The organism is Bartonella sp. ML69XJBT, from assembly GCF_028618515.1.
Classification (GTDB): domain Bacteria; phylum Pseudomonadota; class Alphaproteobacteria; order Rhizobiales; family Rhizobiaceae; genus Bartonella.
In genome coordinates, this window is sequence record NZ_JAQITB010000010.1 from 46723 (window position 1) to 64610 (window position 17888).

14 protein-coding genes and 1 tRNA gene are annotated in these 17888 nt (G+C 38.2%); 10 read left to right on the plus strand and 5 right to left on the minus strand.

The annotated features are described in order from the left end of the window. Positions 1 to 107 precede the first annotated feature (107 nt). The 8 genes from PVV68_RS04935 to PVV68_RS04970 all read left to right on the plus strand — a co-directional run bounded on the left by PVV68_RS04935 (position 108) and on the right by PVV68_RS04970 (position 11278). A complete protein-coding gene (locus PVV68_RS04935; protein ID WP_273720835.1) occupies positions 108 to 2372 on the plus strand; it encodes a PAS domain-containing sensor histidine kinase in 2265 nt (754 codons plus the stop codon). A 1-nt stretch (position 2373) separates the two neighbouring features. Next, entirely contained in the window at positions 2374 to 3732 is a 1359-nt protein-coding gene (locus tag PVV68_RS04940; protein ID WP_273720836.1) for a sigma-54 dependent transcriptional regulator, read from the plus strand. Positions 3733 to 3736: 4 nt separating this feature from the next. Continuing rightward, positions 3737 to 5113 (plus strand): Trk system potassium transporter TrkA, encoded by a 1377-nt coding sequence (gene trkA, locus PVV68_RS04945; RefSeq protein ID WP_273720837.1) that lies wholly within the window; start codon positions 3737 to 3739, stop codon positions 5111 to 5113. Positions 5114 to 5123: 10 nt separating this feature from the next. After that, entirely contained in the window at positions 5124 to 5933 is an 810-nt protein-coding gene (locus PVV68_RS04950) for a hypothetical protein (protein WP_273720838.1), read from the plus strand. Between the two features lie 144 nt (positions 5934 to 6077). Continuing rightward, entirely contained in the window at positions 6078 to 6710 is a 633-nt protein-coding gene (clpP, locus tag PVV68_RS04955; RefSeq protein WP_273720839.1) for an ATP-dependent Clp endopeptidase proteolytic subunit ClpP, read from the plus strand. Between the two features lie 181 nt (positions 6711 to 6891). Beyond that, positions 6892 to 8166, plus strand: a complete 1275-nt coding sequence (gene clpX / locus PVV68_RS04960) for an ATP-dependent Clp protease ATP-binding subunit ClpX (protein ID WP_273720840.1) — start codon at positions 6892 to 6894, stop codon at positions 8164 to 8166. 179 nt (positions 8167 to 8345) lie between these two features. Beyond that, positions 8346 to 10769, plus strand: coding sequence for an endopeptidase La (lon, locus tag PVV68_RS04965; RefSeq protein WP_273720841.1), 2424 nt, complete (start codon positions 8346 to 8348; stop codon positions 10767 to 10769). Between the two features lie 230 nt (positions 10770 to 10999). Then, positions 11000 to 11278, plus strand: coding sequence for an HU family DNA-binding protein (locus PVV68_RS04970; protein ID WP_273720842.1), 279 nt, complete (start codon positions 11000 to 11002; stop codon positions 11276 to 11278). A gap of 938 nt (positions 11279 to 12216) precedes the next feature. On the opposite strand, the gene trmFO is transcribed toward PVV68_RS04970, so the two are convergent. Continuing rightward, positions 12217 to 13611, minus strand: a complete 1395-nt coding sequence (trmFO, locus tag PVV68_RS04975) for a methylenetetrahydrofolate--tRNA-(uracil(54)-C(5))-methyltransferase (FADH(2)-oxidizing) TrmFO (RefSeq protein ID WP_273782695.1) — start codon at positions 13609 to 13611, stop codon at positions 12217 to 12219. Positions 13612 to 13778: 167 nt separating this feature from the next. Between trmFO and PVV68_RS04980 the strand changes: the two genes are divergently transcribed. Then, positions 13779 to 13861, plus strand: a tRNA-Leu gene (locus PVV68_RS04980). A gap of 161 nt (positions 13862 to 14022) precedes the next feature. Beyond that, on the plus strand, positions 14023 to 15195 hold the full coding sequence (locus PVV68_RS04985) for a site-specific integrase (protein ID WP_273782697.1): 1173 nt from the start codon (positions 14023 to 14025) through the stop codon (positions 15193 to 15195). A 3-nt stretch (positions 15196 to 15198) separates the two neighbouring features. On the opposite strand, the gene PVV68_RS04990 is transcribed toward PVV68_RS04985, so the two are convergent. The 4 genes from PVV68_RS04990 to PVV68_RS05005 all read right to left on the minus strand — a co-directional run bounded on the left by PVV68_RS04990 (position 15199) and on the right by PVV68_RS05005 (position 17739). Next, on the minus strand, positions 15199 to 15474 hold the full coding sequence (locus PVV68_RS04990) for an AlpA family transcriptional regulator (protein ID WP_273782698.1): 276 nt from the start codon (positions 15472 to 15474) through the stop codon (positions 15199 to 15201). A gap of 76 nt (positions 15475 to 15550) precedes the next feature. Then, positions 15551 to 16174 carry a lambda exonuclease family protein gene (locus PVV68_RS04995; RefSeq protein ID WP_273782699.1) on the minus strand — a complete coding sequence of 208 codons (624 nt, stop codon included), beginning with the start codon at positions 16172 to 16174 and terminating at the stop codon, positions 15551 to 15553. A gap of 1 nt (position 16175) precedes the next feature. Further along, positions 16176 to 16997, minus strand: coding sequence for a phage recombination protein Bet (gene bet, locus PVV68_RS05000; RefSeq protein WP_273782700.1), 822 nt, complete (start codon positions 16995 to 16997; stop codon positions 16176 to 16178). 13 nt (positions 16998 to 17010) lie between these two features. Continuing rightward, a complete protein-coding gene (locus PVV68_RS05005) occupies positions 17011 to 17739 on the minus strand; it encodes a Rha family transcriptional regulator (protein WP_273782702.1) in 729 nt (242 codons plus the stop codon). Positions 17740 to 17888: the final 149 nt, after the last annotated feature.

Genomic DNA, 17888 nt, shown 5'->3' on the forward strand with positions numbered 1-17888 from the left:
TTCTCTTTGATAAATTGGCTCTCTATTTTAAATGCAGTACTGGACTTGTCAATTTTTGTTACAAGAGGTTATATGAGAACAATGGGATAAGGGTATATAAGCGCATCATGAATACAACATCTATAACGAATCTCCAAGAGGCAGATCATAATATTTATAACGATGAGTTGTATCGCTTAAGTAAGGTGTATATCTTTTTAGGTATCACAATTATTGTCTTGGCTTTGCTCACAGCGTCTGTTTCATTCATCATTCTTATTGGATTAACGCCTGTTGTTCCCAGTAGAGGTGTAACTCTCATTCTTATAGGAATTAATAGTGTCTGGGTTTTAGGGCTTGTGATCATTGTTTTTTATGAGATGATCCCTATCATTCGTGCGTGGCGCTCGAGGCGTGCAGGTTCTCGTCTTCATGTGCGTCTTATTTCATTGTTTGCACTTGTTGCAACCATGCCAGCTGTCGCTGTAGCTCTTGTATCTGGTCCTGCACTGAATCTAGGACTTGATCGATGGTTTGATACGACAACACGGCAAATTGTTGGTTCTTCTATCGATTTAGCGAACGCATATGCGGATGAAATGCTACAAAATTTGAAAAATTTATCCTATGCGATGGCCTTTGCCCTTGATAATAAAAAGCTTTTAGAGCGTAATCCCGCTGAATATAGGATGCAATTAACGCGTCATGCTATAGGACGTAATCTACGTGGTGCATTTTTGTTAAGTTCGAGCGGAACTGTTTTTATATCGAGTAATCTTGGAGATGAAGATAAACTCCCAATTCCGCCCTCCAATCTTATTGAGCGTGCAACGAGTGCAAAACCTTTTTCTTTTCAACCAGGAGTTCATGATTATTTTGGTATTATTTTAAAATTTACCAATATTCCAAACACATTTTTGTATTTGGTGCGCGATGTTGATAAAGAAGTTTTATCTGCTTTACGTTTGACGGAAGTCAATACAGATCGTTATCGTGATTTAAATGAAAATCGCCTGTTAACACAAATTGCATTTGGTATGCTTTATCTGTGTCTTTTTTTTAGTTTATTCTTATCAGCCATTTGGGCGGGAATTGCTGTTGCTGATCGTTTGGTACGTCCTATACGCCTTCTTATTAGTGCTGCTGATGATGTAGCTTCTGGGAATATGGAAGTTTTTGTACCAGTGCGTGCAAAAGATGGGGATATTGGGCAGTTATCAAAAACGTTTAATTACATGGTTAGTGAATTGAAAAGTCGGCGCAATGAGTTGATTGCAGTTCGCGACCAAATCGATGAGAGACGGCGTTTTTCTGAAGCTGTTTTGTCTGGTGTAACAGCAGGGGTGGCTGGTATTGATGATAATGGCGATATTACAATTATCAATCGGTCTATGGAAACAATGTTCGACATTCGTTCTGAGCAGGTTATTGGCCACAGCCTTTTATCATTAAGTGCTGAAATTTGGCAGGTTTTTCAACTTGCACGTTCGCTAGAACGTAAGAATCATCGTGAACAAGTAACTTTAAGTGTGGCAGGACAAGAACGCGTTTATAATGTACAAATTACCATGGAAGAAGACGACGGACAGGGGCAATCTTGGGTTCTCACCATTGATGATATTACAGATCTTGTTGCAGCACAACGGACATCGGCGTGGGCAGATATTGCACGTCGTATTGCGCACGAAATTAAAAATCCACTTACTCCGATTCAATTATCGGCTGAACGTATTCGTAAACGTTACAACAAAGTTATTACACAAGATAAAGAGGTTTTTGAGCGATGTATTGATACGATTATTCGCCAAGTTGGAGATATTGGGCGTATGGTTGATGAATTTTCTTCTTTTGCGCGTATGCCCAAACCGCAAATGAATGTTTTAGATATACGCGAATTGCTGCGTGAAGCATGTTTCTTGATAGAAGTTACGCGACATGATATTCATTTTGAGCAAGATTTAGGAAGTACACCACTTGTGGGTGCATTTGATAATCGTCTTATTGTGCAGGCTTTTTGCAATGTTATTAAAAATGCGAGCGAATCTATAGATTCGGTTATAAGAGAGGAAATTATTCACGGTCATATTCTTATACGTTCTTATTGTAAGAAAGGATGTGTGGTTGTGGATGTTATTGATAACGGTAAAGGGCTTCCTAAAGAGCAAAGGCAAAAGTTATTAGAACCTTATATCACAACGCGGGAAAAGGGAACAGGACTTGGGTTAGCTATTGTGCGCAAAGTTATTGAAGATCATGGTGGTTCTATGGAGTTGCATGATGCGCCGAAGAGTTTTTATGAAGGTCGTGGTGCAATGATCCGTTTGATGTTTCCCTCATATGGGGCTAAGCAGGGTAGTCTTGCACAAGTTACAAGTGATAAGATAGGGGAATAGAATGGTGTCAGATATCTTAATTGTTGATGATGAAGCAGATATTCGTGAGCTTGTTTCTGGTATTTTGGATGATGAAGGTTATGAAACACGTGTTGCTTGTAACTCTGATGAAGCTTTAGCACAAATTAGTGAGCGTATTCCAAAGCTTATTTTTTTAGATATTTGGTTGCAAGGAAGTCGTCTTGATGGTTTAACGCTGCTTGATGAAATTAAAACGCGATACCCTGCTCTTCCAGTGGTTATGATTTCAGGTCATGGTAATATTGAGACAGCTGTTTCTGCTATAAAACGGGGAGCATATGACTTCATTGAAAAACCATTTAAAGCTGATCGGCTTGTTTTGGTTGCGGAACGAACTCTTGAAAACTCAAGTTTAAAACGTGAGCTTTTAGAATTACGAAAACGCTCGAATGAGACATTAGAACTTCTTGGAACATCGAGTGTTGTAAAAAATTTGCGCCAAATCATAGAAAAAGTAGCACCAACCAACAGTCGTATCATGATTACTGGTCCCTCAGGTGCAGGAAAAGAGATGGTTGCACGTGCTATTCACGCACTTTCAACGCGTTCGAATGGTCCATTTGTTACCATAAATGCTGCAACAATTACTCCTGAAAGAATGGAAATAGAATTGTTTGGCAGTGAAATGGAGGGAGGAGAGCGTAAAATTGGTGCCTTAGAGGAAGCTCATGGTGGAATATTATATCTTGATGAAATTGCGGACATGCCACGTGAAACTCAGGGGAAGATTCTTCGGGTTTTAACGGGGCAGACATTTGAGAGGGTTGGAGGCACAAAACGTGTTAGAGTGGATGTTCGTATCATTTCTTCAACGGCACAAAATCTAGAAAACCTCATATCAGATGGGCGTTTTAGGGAGGATCTCTTTCACCGTCTTTCTGTTGTTCCTATTACAGTTCCACCATTGGCAGCGCGTCGTGAAGACATCCCAGAACTTGTGCGTCATTTTGTTAAAACAATATCACAGCAGGTTGGGATTAAGCCGCGTGAGATTAGTGATGATGTGATAGCTATTTTACAAACGCATGCTTGGCCAGGTAATGTGCGGCAATTACGCAATAATATTGAGCGCCTTCTCATTCTTGTACGTGATGGTGAAGGTCCAATAACAGCGGAGTTTCTTCCTAGTGAAGTGAGTGATTCTTTGCCACGTATTCAAATGGATGCAGATGAGAGTATAATGGATTTACCATTGCGTGAAGCACGGGAATTGTTTGAAAAGAGGTATCTGGTCGCGCAGATTGGGCGTTTGGGTGGAAATATATCACGTACAGCTGAATTTATAGGTATGGAGCGTTCAGCTTTGCACCGCAAACTTAAAGCGCTTGGAGTTTCGTAAGGTTATGCGTGTTATTATTTGTGGTGCAGGGCAGGTTGGTTACGGAATAGCAGAGCGTCTTGCTGCTGAAAATCACGATGTCACTGTTATTGATATTGAAACAAGATTGATTGAAAAAATTCGCGATACGTTAGATGTAAGAGGTTTTGTTGGTCATGGCTCACGACCTGAGGTTCTTTTGGCTGCTGATGCAGACAAAGCAGATATGTTGATTGCCGTAACTTTATTTGATGAGGTGAATATGGTTGCTTGCCAAGTGGCACATTCCTTATTTAATGTTCCAACGAAAATAGCGCGTATCCGTTCACAATCTTATTTAGAACCACGCTATAAAACACTTTTTTCTAGAGAGAATATTCCCATTGATGTGGTTATTTCGCCCGAAGTTGAAGTTGGAGAAATGGTTCTACGTCGTATTGCTCTGCCTGGTGCAATAGATGTTCTTTACTTTTGTAATGATGATATTGTTGCATTGGCTTTGGAATGTATGGAAGATTGTCCAGTTATTAATACGCCTTTGCGTCAGTTAACGGAGCTTTTTCCAGATCTTCGCACGACAGTAACGGCTATTAAGCGTGGTGCAGAATTATTGATTGCGCATTCAGAGACGCAATTGCGCGTTGGCGATATAACCTATATCGTTGTTGCTCGTGATCAAATGCGTCGTGCGGTTGGTCTTTTTGGTCATAAAGAACAAGATACTCATCGCATGATTATTGCAGGAGGTGGTCACATTGGTCTTTATGTTGCTCAGGCTATTGAAAAGCGTCTTCATAAATTAAGATTGAAAATTATAGAATCAGATAGAGAAAGAGCGCTTACAATTGCGGATCAACTTGAAAAAACAACGGTTTTATATGGTAACGTATTGGATCCTGTGATTCTTCAAGACGCGAAAATTGAACAAGCCGATTTAATGATTACATTAACTAATCAGGATCAGGTTAATCTTTTAAGTGCTATTATTGCTAAAAGATTAGGATGCAAGGCCAATATGGTGTTGATCAATAATGTTGCTTACCAAGAGTTTAGCCGTGCAGTTGGTGTGGATGCCTATCTTAATCCACATAGTGTTACCATATCGAGAGTTTTACAACAAATGCGTCGTGGTCGTATTCGTGCGGTTCATTCAGTTTTTAATGGACAGGCAGAAATTATTGAGGCTGAAGTAATGCAAACCTCTTCATTGGTTGGTAAGTCATTGTCGGAATTAAATTTATCAAATGGTTTGAGAATTGGTGCTATTTATCGCAATAAGACAATCATACAGCTTTCAGCGGAAACACGTATTTTATCTGGTGATCGGATAGTGATTTTTGCTCTTGTTGAGTGTGTTCGCGATGTGGAACAGCTCTTTCGTGTCAGTTTAGAATATTTTTAATCTATTGCCTATGGATATTTGCACTTTTTGGTATAGAGGACAATTGAGATTGGTGGATAGACTTTGTTTGTCTTCAATGGTCAAAACTGGGCAACGCGTTAAGCTTTTTAGTTATGATAAACAAATAGATAATCTCCCTGCTGGTGTTGAATTATGTGCAGCAGAATCAATTCTACCACGCTCAGCAATTTATCGCCTTGATCCCAATTTTTCGGATGATAAACCAGGGTGTACAATTGTTCAGTTTTCGGATTTTTTTCGTATTATGCTGATGAAATATCAGCAAGGTGTTTGGTTAGATACAGACGTTTACCTCGTGAAACAATTTCATCCAGATGCGAATAAAGTTTGGCTTGCCAGAGAAAATGCTGTAAGAGTAGGCGTTTCTGCACTTTATTTTCCTCCCTATAACCCTATTATAAAAGAGTTTGAAGATTATTGGGCAGGCACAGAAATGGTTCCGCATTGGCTTGGATTTAAACGTCGTGTTTGGAAACCATTTTGGTTGAAGAGGAAAAAAATGCCGATTTTGCCAGGAAATCTTGGAGTGACAATATTTGGTAATGATGGGATTTCACGATTAGCCAAACGATATGGTTTTTTTCATGAAGCAAAGGAAAAAGAAACCTTTTATTATTGGACAGGGAGAAAAACTGAATATATCTTTGATCCAACTTTTGGCGTTGAACCTCTTGTAAATCCACGTGTGATAGGGTTTCATATTCACAGAAAGATGAAGACTACTCAAAAGCCTCAAGAAGGGAGTTTTTATCATTGGGCAGTGTCTCGTATTCCTAATGCAGATGAATTTTTCAGTTAGAGTTATTATTGCTATTTTAACCACTAGGATTTTAATCTTTCTTGAAGAGCATTGATTATGGCTTGCTTAACAGAGTAATGTTAGCCTATGGAGAAAATATTGAATGCGTAAAGAGCGATTGTTATATGAACGGAAAGTGAAAATATGAGTGATCCAATGAAAACAGCATTAAGCCTTGTGCCTATGGTTATTGAACAAACTAATCGTGGTGAGCGGGCCTATGATATTTTTTCCCGTCTTTTAAAAGAGCGGATTATTTTTATTAATGGTCCCGTTGAAGATGGTATGGCGATGCTTGTTTGTGCACAATTACTTTTTTTGGAAGCGGAAAATCCTAAGAAGGAAATTAGTCTTTATATTAATTCGCCTGGTGGCGTCGTAACATCTGGTATGGCAATTTATGATACTATGCAGTTTATTCGCCCTCCTGTTTCTACACTTTGTATGGGGCAAGCTGCCTCTATGGGGTCGTTACTTTTAACAGCTGGAGCAAAAGGTCATCGTTTTACATTACCCAATGCACGGATTATGGTGCATCAACCCTCTGGTGGTTTTCAAGGTCAGGCTTCAGATATTGAACGACATGCGCAAGATATTATAAAGATGAAACGGCGTTTAAATGAAATTTATGTTCAGCATACAGGCCAAGATTATGAGGTTATTGAAAGAACTCTTGATCGTGATCATTTTATGACAGCAGAAGAGGCCAAGCAATTTGGCTTAGTTGACGATGTTATACAATATCGTGCAGAAACCGAAAAAGATGAAAAAGATTAAGAGTTTTTATAGAAAAAAGAACTACTTTAAAGAGAGAGCTTTGTAAAAGTATCGCGAAAATAAGAAAAAACATTTAAAGATATTGTGACACGCAGGTTTTTATATGTCTTATAATTTTCTTTATGAAAGACTTCTTTTGAAAAAACGAAGTATTTATATATCGTGGTGAAAGGAAAGAAAAATGAGCAAAATTGGCAATAGTGGGAACGAATCAAAAAATACTCTCTATTGCTCATTCTGCGGCAAAAGTCAGCATGAGGTGCGTAAGCTCATCGCAGGGCCTACAGTATTCATTTGTGATGAATGTGTAGAGCTTTGTATGGATATCATTCGTGAAGAAAATAAATCTTCTGGGATTAAGGCACGTGATGGTGTTCCTACTCCACAAGAGATTATAAAGGTTCTTGATGACTACGTTATTGGTCAGCAACATGCGAAGCGTGTTCTTTCTGTTGCTGTTCATAATCATTATAAGCGACTTGCGCATCAGTCTAAGAGCAATGATATTGAGTTAGCAAAATCGAATATTCTCCTCGTTGGTCCAACAGGCTGTGGTAAAACTTATCTCGCACAAACATTAGCCCGTATTATCGATGTACCTTTTACCATGGCCGATGCTACTACTTTGACTGAAGCAGGCTATGTGGGTGAAGATGTTGAAAATATTATTCTAAAGCTTCTTCAAGCTGCAGACTATAATGTTGAACGTGCACAGCGTGGCATTGTTTATATTGATGAAGTCGATAAGATTTCTCGTAAAGCTGAGAATCCTTCTATTACAAGGGATGTTTCGGGGGAAGGTGTTCAACAGGCGTTGTTAAAAATTATGGAAGGAACGATTGCTTCAGTTCCTCCTCAAGGTGGGCGTAAGCATCCGCAACAAGAGTTTCTTCAAGTGGATACAACAAATATTTTGTTCATTTGTGGAGGAGCTTTTGCTGGCCTGGAACGGATTATTTCAGGACGTGGTGACAAAACGTCTATTGGTTTTTCTGCTACCGTTAAAGCACCTGATGAGCGTTGTGTTGGTGAGATTTTTCGTGATTTAGAGCCTGAAGATCTTATAAAGTTTGGTTTAATACCAGAATTTATTGGTCGTCTTCCTATTGTTGCTACCTTAGAAGATTTAGATGTCAACGCTCTTGTTCAAATTTTATCACAGCCTAAAAATGCGTTGGTGAAACAATATCAACGTCTTTTTGAGATGGAAAATGTTGAATTAGCATTTCATGAAGATGCGTTACGGATGATTGCGAAGAAGGCGATTGACCGTAAAACCGGTGCGCGTGGTTTACGTTCTATTATGGAGAAGATACTTCTTGAGACAATGTTTGAGTTGCCAGCTCTTGAAGGTGTTCAAAAAGTGCTCATTTCGAGTGACGTAGTTGATGGGAAAGCACGTCCTCTTTATATTTATTCAGAGTGTGCAGAAGATAAAGAAAATGTATCGGCATGACGTTGTGTGATATGAGAAGTGGTCATGAACACAATTTGAGGATGATGTTTCTAGATATTGTAGTGATAATGCTTGATTTATACGTTCCCAGTTACTACTTCATGTATTGTGGAAAGCTAAAGTTTTTCAAAGGATGGGCTTGTGTAGTGGATAGATCATAGGCTCCAGAAAGGAGAATTATGCAATATATTGATGAAAAGACAGATGAAATAAGAGAAGGGTTTTACGCTGTTTTGCCTCTTCGTGATATTGTTGTCTTCCCACATATGATTGTTCCGCTTTTTGTGGGCCGAGAAAAATCAATTCGTGCTCTTGAAGAAACGATGGCGGTTGATAAACCGATACTATTGGTTACACAAAAAAATGCTTCTGATGATGATCCAAAATCAGAAGATATTTATGATATTGGTACCTTTGCTAATATTCTTCAACTTTTAAAACTTCCTGATGGAACGGTAAAAGTTTTGGTTGAAGGAACAGCACGTGCAAAAATTAGTCAATTTGCTTTGAGTGAAGATTATCATCAGGCCTTTGCAACTGTTACAGAGGAGCCTAGAGAGAATGATGTTGAGATTGAAGCTCTTTCAAGATCAGTGATTGCGTATTTTGAAAATTATGTAAAACTGAATAAAAAAATTTCTCCTGAAGTTGTCAATGCTATTGGCCAGATTGATAATCCTTCTAAGCTTGCTGATACGATTGCCTCTCATTTGATGATAAAACTTTCAGAAAAGCAAAAAATATTAGAGCTATTACCTGTGCGCGACCGCCTTGAACGTGTTCTTTCTTTTATGGAAGGGGAAATTTCTGTTTTGCAGGTTGAAAAGCGTATTCGTTCGCATGTAAAACGGCAAATGGAAAAAAACCAACGGGAGTATTATCTCAATGAGCAGATGAAGGCTATTCAGAAAGAGTTAGGAGCAGGTGATGATAGTCGAGACGAACTCTCTGAATTAGAAGAACGCATCAAAAAGACAAAACTCTCTAAGGAAGCGCACGAAAAAGCTGGGACCGAACTCAGAAAATTACGCAATATGTCTCCGATGTCTGCGGAGGCAACAGTTGTACGTAATTATCTTGATTGGTTATTAGCAATGCCTTGGGGTAAAAAGTCAAAAATTAAGAATAATTTAGACTTTGCTGAAAAGGTTATGAATAATGAGCATTTTGGTCTTGAAAAAGTGAAAGAACGCATTGTTGAATATTTAGCAGTGCAAAGCCGAGCATCAAAAATAAAAGGACCCATTATTTGTTTACTAGGTCCTCCAGGTGTAGGGAAAACGTCACTAGCGCGCTCTATTGCAAAAGCAACGGGGCGTGAATATGTTCGTATTTCATTAGGAGGAGTGCGGGATGAAGCAGAAATTCGTGGACATCGCCGGACATATATTGGCTCTATGCCTGGGAAAATTATTCAGTCTATGAAAAAAGCTAAAAAATCTAATCCACTCTTCTTGCTTGATGAAATTGATAAAATGGGGCAGGATTTTCGTGGGGATCCTTCGTCAGCTTTGTTAGAAGTGCTTGATCCTGAACAAAATGGTACATTTATTGATCACTATTTGGAAGTTGAATATGATCTTTCTGACGTCATGTTTATAACAACTGCCAATACACTTAATATTCCAGGGCCGTTAATGGATCGCATGGAAATTATCCGTATTGCGGGCTATACAGAATGTGAAAAAATGGAGATTGTTAAGCAGCATCTTTTACCAAAAGCATTAAAAGATCACTGTTTATCTAAAAAAGAGTTTAGTGTATCGGATGGTGCAATAAAGTCGATTATTCAGTTTTATACACGTGAAGCAGGGGTTCGTAATCTTGAGCGTGAATTAATGAAGGTAGCACGTAAATCCGTTACAAAAATTCTTAAAACGCATCAAAAATCTGTAAAGATTACAGAAGATAATATTGATGATTTCTTGGGTGTTAAGCGTTATCACTATAACCAGATTGAAGGAGAAAATCAGATTGGTATTGTTACTGGGCTTGCTTGGACAGAGGTTGGTGGAGAGCTATTAACCATTGAAGGGGTGATGATGTCGGGTAAAGGCAAGATGACTGTAACGGGGAATTTGCGTGATATCATGAAAGAATCAATTTCAGCAGCAGCATCTTATGTGCGTTTTCGTGCAGTTGATTTTGGTATTGAACCTCCACTTTTTGATAAACGCGATATCCATGTTCATGTTCCTGAGGGTGCTACACCAAAGGATGGTCCATCAGCTGGGATTGCAATGGTCACAGCAATTGTTTCAGTCCTCACAGGGATAGCAGTACATAAAGATATTGCAATGACTGGTGAAATTACTTTGCGTGGGCGTGTTTTACCGATTGGCGGATTGAAAGAAAAATTACTCGCAGCTCTTCGAGGAGGTATAAAAAAAGTACTTATTCCTGAAGAAAATGCCAAAGATTTGATTGATATTCCTGATGATGTCAAAAATAATATGGAGATTATTCCAGTAAATCATGTGAGTGAAGTTTTGAAATATGCTTTAGTCCGTTTTCCTGAACCTATTGAATGGACAGAGCCTTCCACAGTACCTGTTCCCGTTAGATCAGAGAGCGAGAGTGAAGGAATACAAATTGCACACTGATTCATTCACCTCATTTACAACGGTATTTTCAAAGCAGCAGAAGGTATTTGGGGGGTGTTTTTCTCTTTATTTTGAAAAAAAGTAAAAAAATCCGTGAATAACTGTGATTATTGCTAAAAAAACAATATTTTGGATAAAAATAAGGCTTCTGTTTGCTGTACTTTTCAATAAACTGATCGATGACACGGTTAAGTTGTGTCATCCGGTAATATAGGGAAAGGAAATGTTTTATGAATAAAAGTGAATTGGTTAGCTCAGTTGCTGAAAAAGCAGGAGTTTCAAAAGCACAAGCAGGTTCTGTTATCGATGCTTTTATCGCTTCTGTAACCGAAGCTTTGGCTTCAGGGGGAGATGTTCGTATTCCGGGCTTTGGTTCTTTTGAAGTTTCTCATCGTGCAGCGACAAAGGGGCGTAATCCTTCCACTGGTGCTGAAATTAATATTCCAGCACGTTCTGTACCTAAGTTTTCTGCAGGAAAAAGCCTAAAAGAAGCTGTTAATAAAAAATAATTTGAATGATACTAAAGGGAACCTGATTTATTTATAAGCAGGTTTTCTTTAGAATTTTTTTGTCCTTTCTTTTTACGTAAAGAATTACATCGCGTGTCCGCTTTAGAGAGCGTGTTTAAAGAAATGTCTTTTAAGTCATTTATGTTTATTTTACGACGTTTGTAAATGATATGACGTGAAGTTCTCTTGGGGGGGCTAGCGTATTTATACTTATGGGCACCATCAATGTATTTATTTGCACCCAGATAGCCTTTGCATTTGAGAGTGTTTATAACAGGCATTTTATTCCTTATCTTGGAAGAGCTTTTATTGACACGCTAAATCTTGCTTGTGATGTGCAAGTGAAGAGTTTTGATTGATTTAATATAATATAAGCAAATCCGAAATGAGAGAATCTTACGATATCTTGCTTTCTCATTCAGTATCTAGAACAACGAATTATCTCTATAAATCAATATGTCGCTTTTTGAAGGGCTTTTTTAAAAGTTTGGCATAAAGTATGATGTGCCTAAAATATCTTTCTTTACATACTTTCAATAAAATATTTGGCTGTGGAGATTTGTGTAAATTGTAAGGATTATTTTCGTTTTGTTATGCGAGTATGTTACAGTGTGTTTGTATAGTAAAGTGATCAAAAAGCCATTATTGCGTAGTATCTATATGTTCGATATCGTTTATAACTGTAGCATGTTTCATGTCGTTATAGACTTCAACTGATTGAAATATTTTGTGTTTTTTACGGTAGTAAAGGTTTTCGTTTATATAAAAATATCTTTAAAAACTCTGACATTGTTTAAATAAAAGAAGCATGTTGCTTATTCGTTGCAGCAGAGGGGTATCATAAAAGCACTTTAGGATGATTTGTCTACGAGAATCCGAGGTCCACTCAGTTTTTTTAACAGGCTGGAAGCATAAGAGTATATTTTTATAATAAGGGATTATTTTTTCTCTGCTAACCATTGAGTACAATCATTTAAGGCTCTAGCAGTGAGTGCTTGTTTTTTTGCTAATTTTTTTTCTTTGCCTACCAAACGTTTTTCTAAGTGCTTAATAGAATTGATAGGGGGAAAAAGTCCAAAATTGATATTCATAGGTTGAAAGGATTGTCTTTCTGTTTCTTCTGCTACAATGTGCCCACCGGTAATATGATTCAAAAGAGCTCCCAATGCTGTGGTTAATGGCGGCAGATAAGGGCTGTTATGGTGATATTCAGCAGCGGCAAAACGCCCAGCAAGAAGCCCTATTGCAGATGATTCTACATAACCTTCACATCCGGTGATTTGCCCTGCAAAACGTAGCTGTGGCCTTTGTTTTAAGCGAAGGGTTTGATCAAGAATGATAGGTGAATTAAGATAAGTATTACGGTGAAGGCCACCAAGACGTGCAAACTCTGCTTTTTCAAGACCGGGGATCATTCTAAAAATGCGAATTTGTTCACTATATTTCAGTTTTGTTTGAAAGCCGACCATATTATAAAGGGTTCCAAGCTTGTTATCTTGGCGTAATTGGACGACAGCATAAGGTTTAACTGCGGGATTATGGGCATTGGTTAATCCCATAGGCTTCATGGGGCCATGTCTAAGAGTTTCAAGTCCACGTTCAGCCATAACTTCAATCGGCAAACATCCATCAAAATAGGGTGTTTTTTCAAAGTCGCGGAATTCTGTTTTTTCGGCATTGTTTAAGGCTTCAACGAATACTTCATATTGCTCTTTATTAAGGGGGCAGTTAAGGTAGTCCCTCCCTGTTCCTTCAGGTCCGATTTTATCATAGCGTGACTGATACCAACAAATATCCAAATCGATACTATCAGTATAGATAATGGGTGCGATGGCGTCAAAAAAAGAAAGCGCTTCTACTCCGGTTATGGTTTGTATTGCCCGCGTCAGTGCTGGTGAGGTAAGGGGGCCAGTTGCAATAATAATATGCTGCCAATCTTCAGGAAAGTCTTTAATTTCCTCACGGTCTATTGTTATAAGAGGATGATTTTCGAGTGCTGACGTAACGTTTTTTGAAAATTCATCACGGTCAACGGCAAGAGCGCTTCCTGCTGGTACTTTATTGGCATCTGCAGCCTTCATAATCAGAGATTTTGCTAATCGCATTTCGCTATGAAGAAGCCCTACAGCATTTGTGGAGGAATCATCAGAACGAAATGAATTTGAGCAGACCAGTTCGGCAAGCTGATCGGTTTTATGGGCAGCAGTTTTTTTTTGCGGCCGCATTTCATGCAAAATAACGGGGATTCCTGATTGAGCGATTTGCCAACTTGCTTCACTGCCTGCAAGACCACCACCGATAACATGGATTGGAGTATTGAATGTCTTTAACATAACCTGCTTTTAGCGAAAGTCACTCTGTATGAAAAGGGTAGATTTTGTTTCTGCAATTTATTAAGAATGATGTGTATTGAGATTTTTAAATATATTTATTTGCTTTTTTTCTTGAATTAATGGTATAGAAACGCCGCTTATATAAGGTTACTGGCTTGTAAGTTTGAGCGGATGTGGCGAAATTGGTAGACGCACCAGATTTAGGTTCTGGCGGGAAACCGTGGGGGTTCGAGTCCCTCCATCCGCACCATTTACAGATTCTCTACAATATCACTTGATATCGTTGTTTATCTCATTTCATTTATAAGTCATTGTTTTTATTTCCTTAATTGTTTTTTACATACGATTTTGATATCTGATGAATCCACCGAAAGCGCAATTCAAAAGGTGGTTCAAAAGGTGGTTTGAAAAGTGACTAGGAAAACAAGAACACGTGATAGATTATCTGCTTTATCTGTAAAAAATTTGCCTAAAGGTAAATATGCAGATGGAGCTGGATTATGGCTTATTAAAACAGCACAGAATCAAGGACGTTGGGTTTTTCGATTCGATTTCAATAAAAAACGTCGTGAAATGGGGTTAGGCTCTTGTAGCGTTGTATCTTTGAAAGAAGCAAGACTTAAGGCTACCTCTTGCCGTGATCTTTTAAACCAAGGGATTGACCCGATTCGTAAAAGGAAAAATGAAAAGTTACGACAGGCTGTTGATAGTATTTCTTTACGAGAAATTGTTTTAAGCGCCTTTGAAGCCAAAAAAAGCGAATTGAAAAATGAAGGAACAGCCGCAAGGTGGTTAACACCTCTTACATTGCATGTTTTTCCAAAGCTTGGAGATATAGCAATTACTGAATTGACGCAGATTGATATAAAAGAGTGTTTATCACCTATTTGGAAAACAAAAAACGAAACAGCGAGCAAGGCTTTATCGCGTTTAAATATTGCTATAAAACATGCAGCGGCACGCGGTATAGATGTAGATATGCAATTGGTACCAAAAGCAAAAGCTTTATTGGGAAAATTTATTCAAAATGTTCAAAATATTCCGGCTATGCCCTGGAAAGAAGTTCCTCATTTTTATCAATCTTTAAATGATGAACTTGTCTCAAATTTAGCCTTAAAACTTCTAATTTTAACTGGTGTTCGTTCAATGCCAATTCGGCATATACGGTTGGAGGAAATCAATCAATCAATCTGGACGATTCCAAAAGAAAATATGAAAGGAATAGTTGGAAAGGTTTTTGATTTTCGTGTACCGCTTACAGATGAAGCGCTTGCTATTATTGAAAAAGCAAAAGCAATCGAAAAGAATGGATTTTTGTTTGTTGGGAATTCTGGACAGCCTATCTCTGATATGACGCTTTCTAAATTTATGAAAGATAGAGGGCTTACTTATCGTCCACACGGTTTCAGGTCTAGTCTTCGTGATTGGATAGCAGAGACAACGTCAACACCATTTGAAATTGCGGAATTTACGTTGTCTCATTCAGTAGGAAATTCAGTCACAAAAGCTTATATGAGGACTGATTTTCTGGAACAGCGCCGTGTTCTTTTAGAACAATGGGCATCTTTTGTGACTGGGTGTTGACTGTTACGATAGTGATGGTAATTCTGTAGAGTCTCTTTCGGCTTTTTTGCTTTCAATATATCGGTCGATTTCAACTATATCCCATTTTAAGTATCGTCCTTCTTGTATTGGTTTAGGAAAAACACCAGCTTTTACAAGCTCTCTAATAGAGGTCATAGACATTCCAAGATAAATCGATAGGTCTTGTATATTGACGAGCCTTTGCAAGCGCATTGACAATAATGCTTGTTCAAACAAACTTATTTTTTTTATTGATTCTAATAATTTTTCTTCTTTCATTTAAGTGGTCCTTCTTCTTTATATTATGAAAGGGCGGGGGTGCTAGGAGGCATAAGAAAAGCACCCCCATAAGCGATTAGGCGGCTTTTGTTGAGATTCTTTGTATCTCTTGTTCTATTTCTGCTAAAAAGCTTTCAACCGCTTGATTGATTTGTTCAATTTGTTTGTCATCACGGTGGATGCGTTTGATTTTCATACGAAAGAGAGATGAATTGCCCGTAAAACGTGGGTCATAACTGATAAAATCACACCATTTACGTCCCGTACAAGCCATTTGGAATTGCATTTGTGCAAGATATTCCGGTTTGATCTCATTATCCATAAAGAAGCGCAAATGGTTGCTTGATTGAGGACATTTGATTTCGATTAAGCCATCTTTATCAATCAGTCCATCGGGGCTTGCCCCTGCCATTTGAATTGTAGGGTGTTGAATAAAGCCACATTGAGTGATTTGTGTATCATAAATGAAAGCATATTCTTTGAGAGCCTCCTCTTCATGCTCAATACCCCATTGCATAGCGGGTGTTATATAAGATTGACTTATTTCTCCAGTTAAACGCTCTGTCATGAGTTTGATTTTGTAATCTTCATATTTGCTTGTAGGCGTTCCCTTTGCTGTTTTGCTAAGTATGTTATAAATATTTGAAGCGGTGACTTTACCTAAACGGGCTTGAAACCATTCTGCTGTTCTTTGTTGCATTTCACACCGCCGTTTGTTGTTCGTGAGACATTGGAGCATATTCAAGATCTTGGATATGAATATATTCGGCATCTTGTGTAGGTGTATCTGTTTGTTCTTGTTGTGGGAGATATTGTAGAGCTCTTTCTCTTTGAATATTTTTCTTTTTTTCCAACAGCTCTAAAACCTCTTGTGCTTTTTCACAAGACAGATCTGTTAGGTTTTCTACCTTTGCGTAAAAGAGAAGATTATCTTCATTTGTTTCAGTTTCTTTAATTAACCCTTTGATTTGTTCAAGCATCTCATAAGAAACAAGTTGTACAGGTGTGGTGTCATTAATACGTTTAGCTTCATCTTCTTCATAAATGCCAGAAAACCCGAAAGCATAGCGAGCGCATTGTATCGTAGCTTTATGACGTAACATACGAGCAGGGTATTTTTGCCAAGTGTCACTTTTTTGTTTGCATTCATTTAAATATTCGGTGACTTCGATAGGATCTTTAATGTCTTTGAGACGAATAGCACATTTGATAGCAATGAGATTACCCTCTTTATCGAGTTGATCTTGAAAAGTCATACCATCAAATTGAGGATTAGACTTAATGATCTTAATCCACCCGTCGATAGAGACAACCGGTATAATGCCGCCGCCTCGTTTAGGGAGAGCATAGATCTCTTTAGTGAGAGGATTCAGTCCATAAGTATTAGCAACAGAGATAAAAGCAGCGAATTCTTCATCAGAGAAGTGCTGATTGATACAAGTTTTGATAATAGTCTTTCGAAACTCGTCATGAGAGAAGCCATATTTACTTGCTATGGTTGTTAAAAAAGTGGAATTTGTCATCTTAGTTGTCCTTTTAATGCATGTTTTGTCTTTTTAGCTCTTCAGACAGTACCCCCATGCCTTTAGTGGTTATTTTTGCAGCAGGTACGACTTTTTCTATGCCCTCTGAAGTTTGAATGGTTTGGGTTGGGCAATCCATCAATCCTTTTTGGATTTTATCTTGGTAAGGTAACAAAGGAGCCCCGAAAGTGCGTCGATAAACCCAACCTTTTTGCTGCAAAAATTGAATGAATTGTTTTGGTTGTATCTCAAGAACTTTAGCGGCTTCAGTAAGACCGAAGAGCCCATCTGCGCGTTGCAAGCTTTCAAGAGCCATGGCTTTTGGTGTTAAGTCTTCAATAATACTGTCTTTTTGATCAATTTGTCCTTGTAGGTAATTCAAAAAGCCAATCATAGCTTGTGGACTCGAGTAATCGATTTGTGCTGGTGTTATTTGCTTTTCTAATTCTTGCCAACGGTCAATAATTTTTGCACGCAAAGCGGTGCTATAACCAGAAACAAGGATTAAGCACTCACGCTTGGGAAGGTTGTAACAGTTTTGGGTCTTACCCTGTTTATCTAAATAGGTGGATCCAAATTTGGATTGACCCCCTTCAGGGTATAATTCCCCTAACATATGCCTAATATCACGCATGATATGAGCGTGTTGTTTACCACATAATTCAGCAATTTCACGACTAGACATGGTCGGAATAGTTTGGTTATTAAAATTTCTTTCTTCTACTGTCATAAGATTATACATGCTTCACTCCATCCGTTGTGATAACATTTTCATTGTGCTTAATTTGTTGTTTGAGATGTCTTAAGATTTCTTCTAATGTTTCTGGTTTTGAATAATCGATTGTTGCTTTTGCTTTTTTTTCACAGTCCAAAAAATATTGACGCACTTGT

Coding starts and splice junctions, on each gene's coding strand:
- clpP (WP_273720839.1), top strand. CDS start 6,078: ATGAGTGATCCAATGAAAACAGCATTAAGCCTTGTGCCTATGGTTATT.
- clpX (WP_273720840.1), top strand. CDS start 6,892: ATGAGCAAAATTGGCAATAGTGGGAACGAATCAAAAAATACTCTCTAT.
- PVV68_RS04940 (WP_273720836.1), top strand. CDS start 2,374: ATGGTGTCAGATATCTTAATTGTTGATGATGAAGCAGATATTCGTGAG.
- PVV68_RS04935 (WP_273720835.1), top strand. CDS start 108: ATGAATACAACATCTATAACGAATCTCCAAGAGGCAGATCATAATATT.
- trmFO (WP_273782695.1), bottom strand. CDS start 13,611: ATGTTAAAGACATTCAATACTCCAATCCATGTTATCGGTGGTGGTCTT.
- PVV68_RS04995 (WP_273782699.1), bottom strand. CDS start 16,174: ATGCAACAAAGAACAGCAGAATGGTTTCAAGCCCGTTTAGGTAAAGTC.
- PVV68_RS04970 (WP_273720842.1), top strand. CDS start 11,000: ATGAATAAAAGTGAATTGGTTAGCTCAGTTGCTGAAAAAGCAGGAGTT.
- PVV68_RS04990 (WP_273782698.1), bottom strand. CDS start 15,474: ATGAAAGAAGAAAAATTATTAGAATCAATAAAAAAAATAAGTTTGTTT.
- PVV68_RS05005 (WP_273782702.1), bottom strand. CDS start 17,739: ATGTATAATCTTATGACAGTAGAAGAAAGAAATTTTAATAACCAAACT.
- lon (WP_273720841.1), top strand. CDS start 8,346: ATGCAATATATTGATGAAAAGACAGATGAAATAAGAGAAGGGTTTTAC.
- bet (WP_273782700.1), bottom strand. CDS start 16,997: ATGACAAATTCCACTTTTTTAACAACCATAGCAAGTAAATATGGCTTC.
- trkA (WP_273720837.1), top strand. CDS start 3,737: ATGCGTGTTATTATTTGTGGTGCAGGGCAGGTTGGTTACGGAATAGCA.
- PVV68_RS04950 (WP_273720838.1), top strand. CDS start 5,124: ATGGATATTTGCACTTTTTGGTATAGAGGACAATTGAGATTGGTGGAT.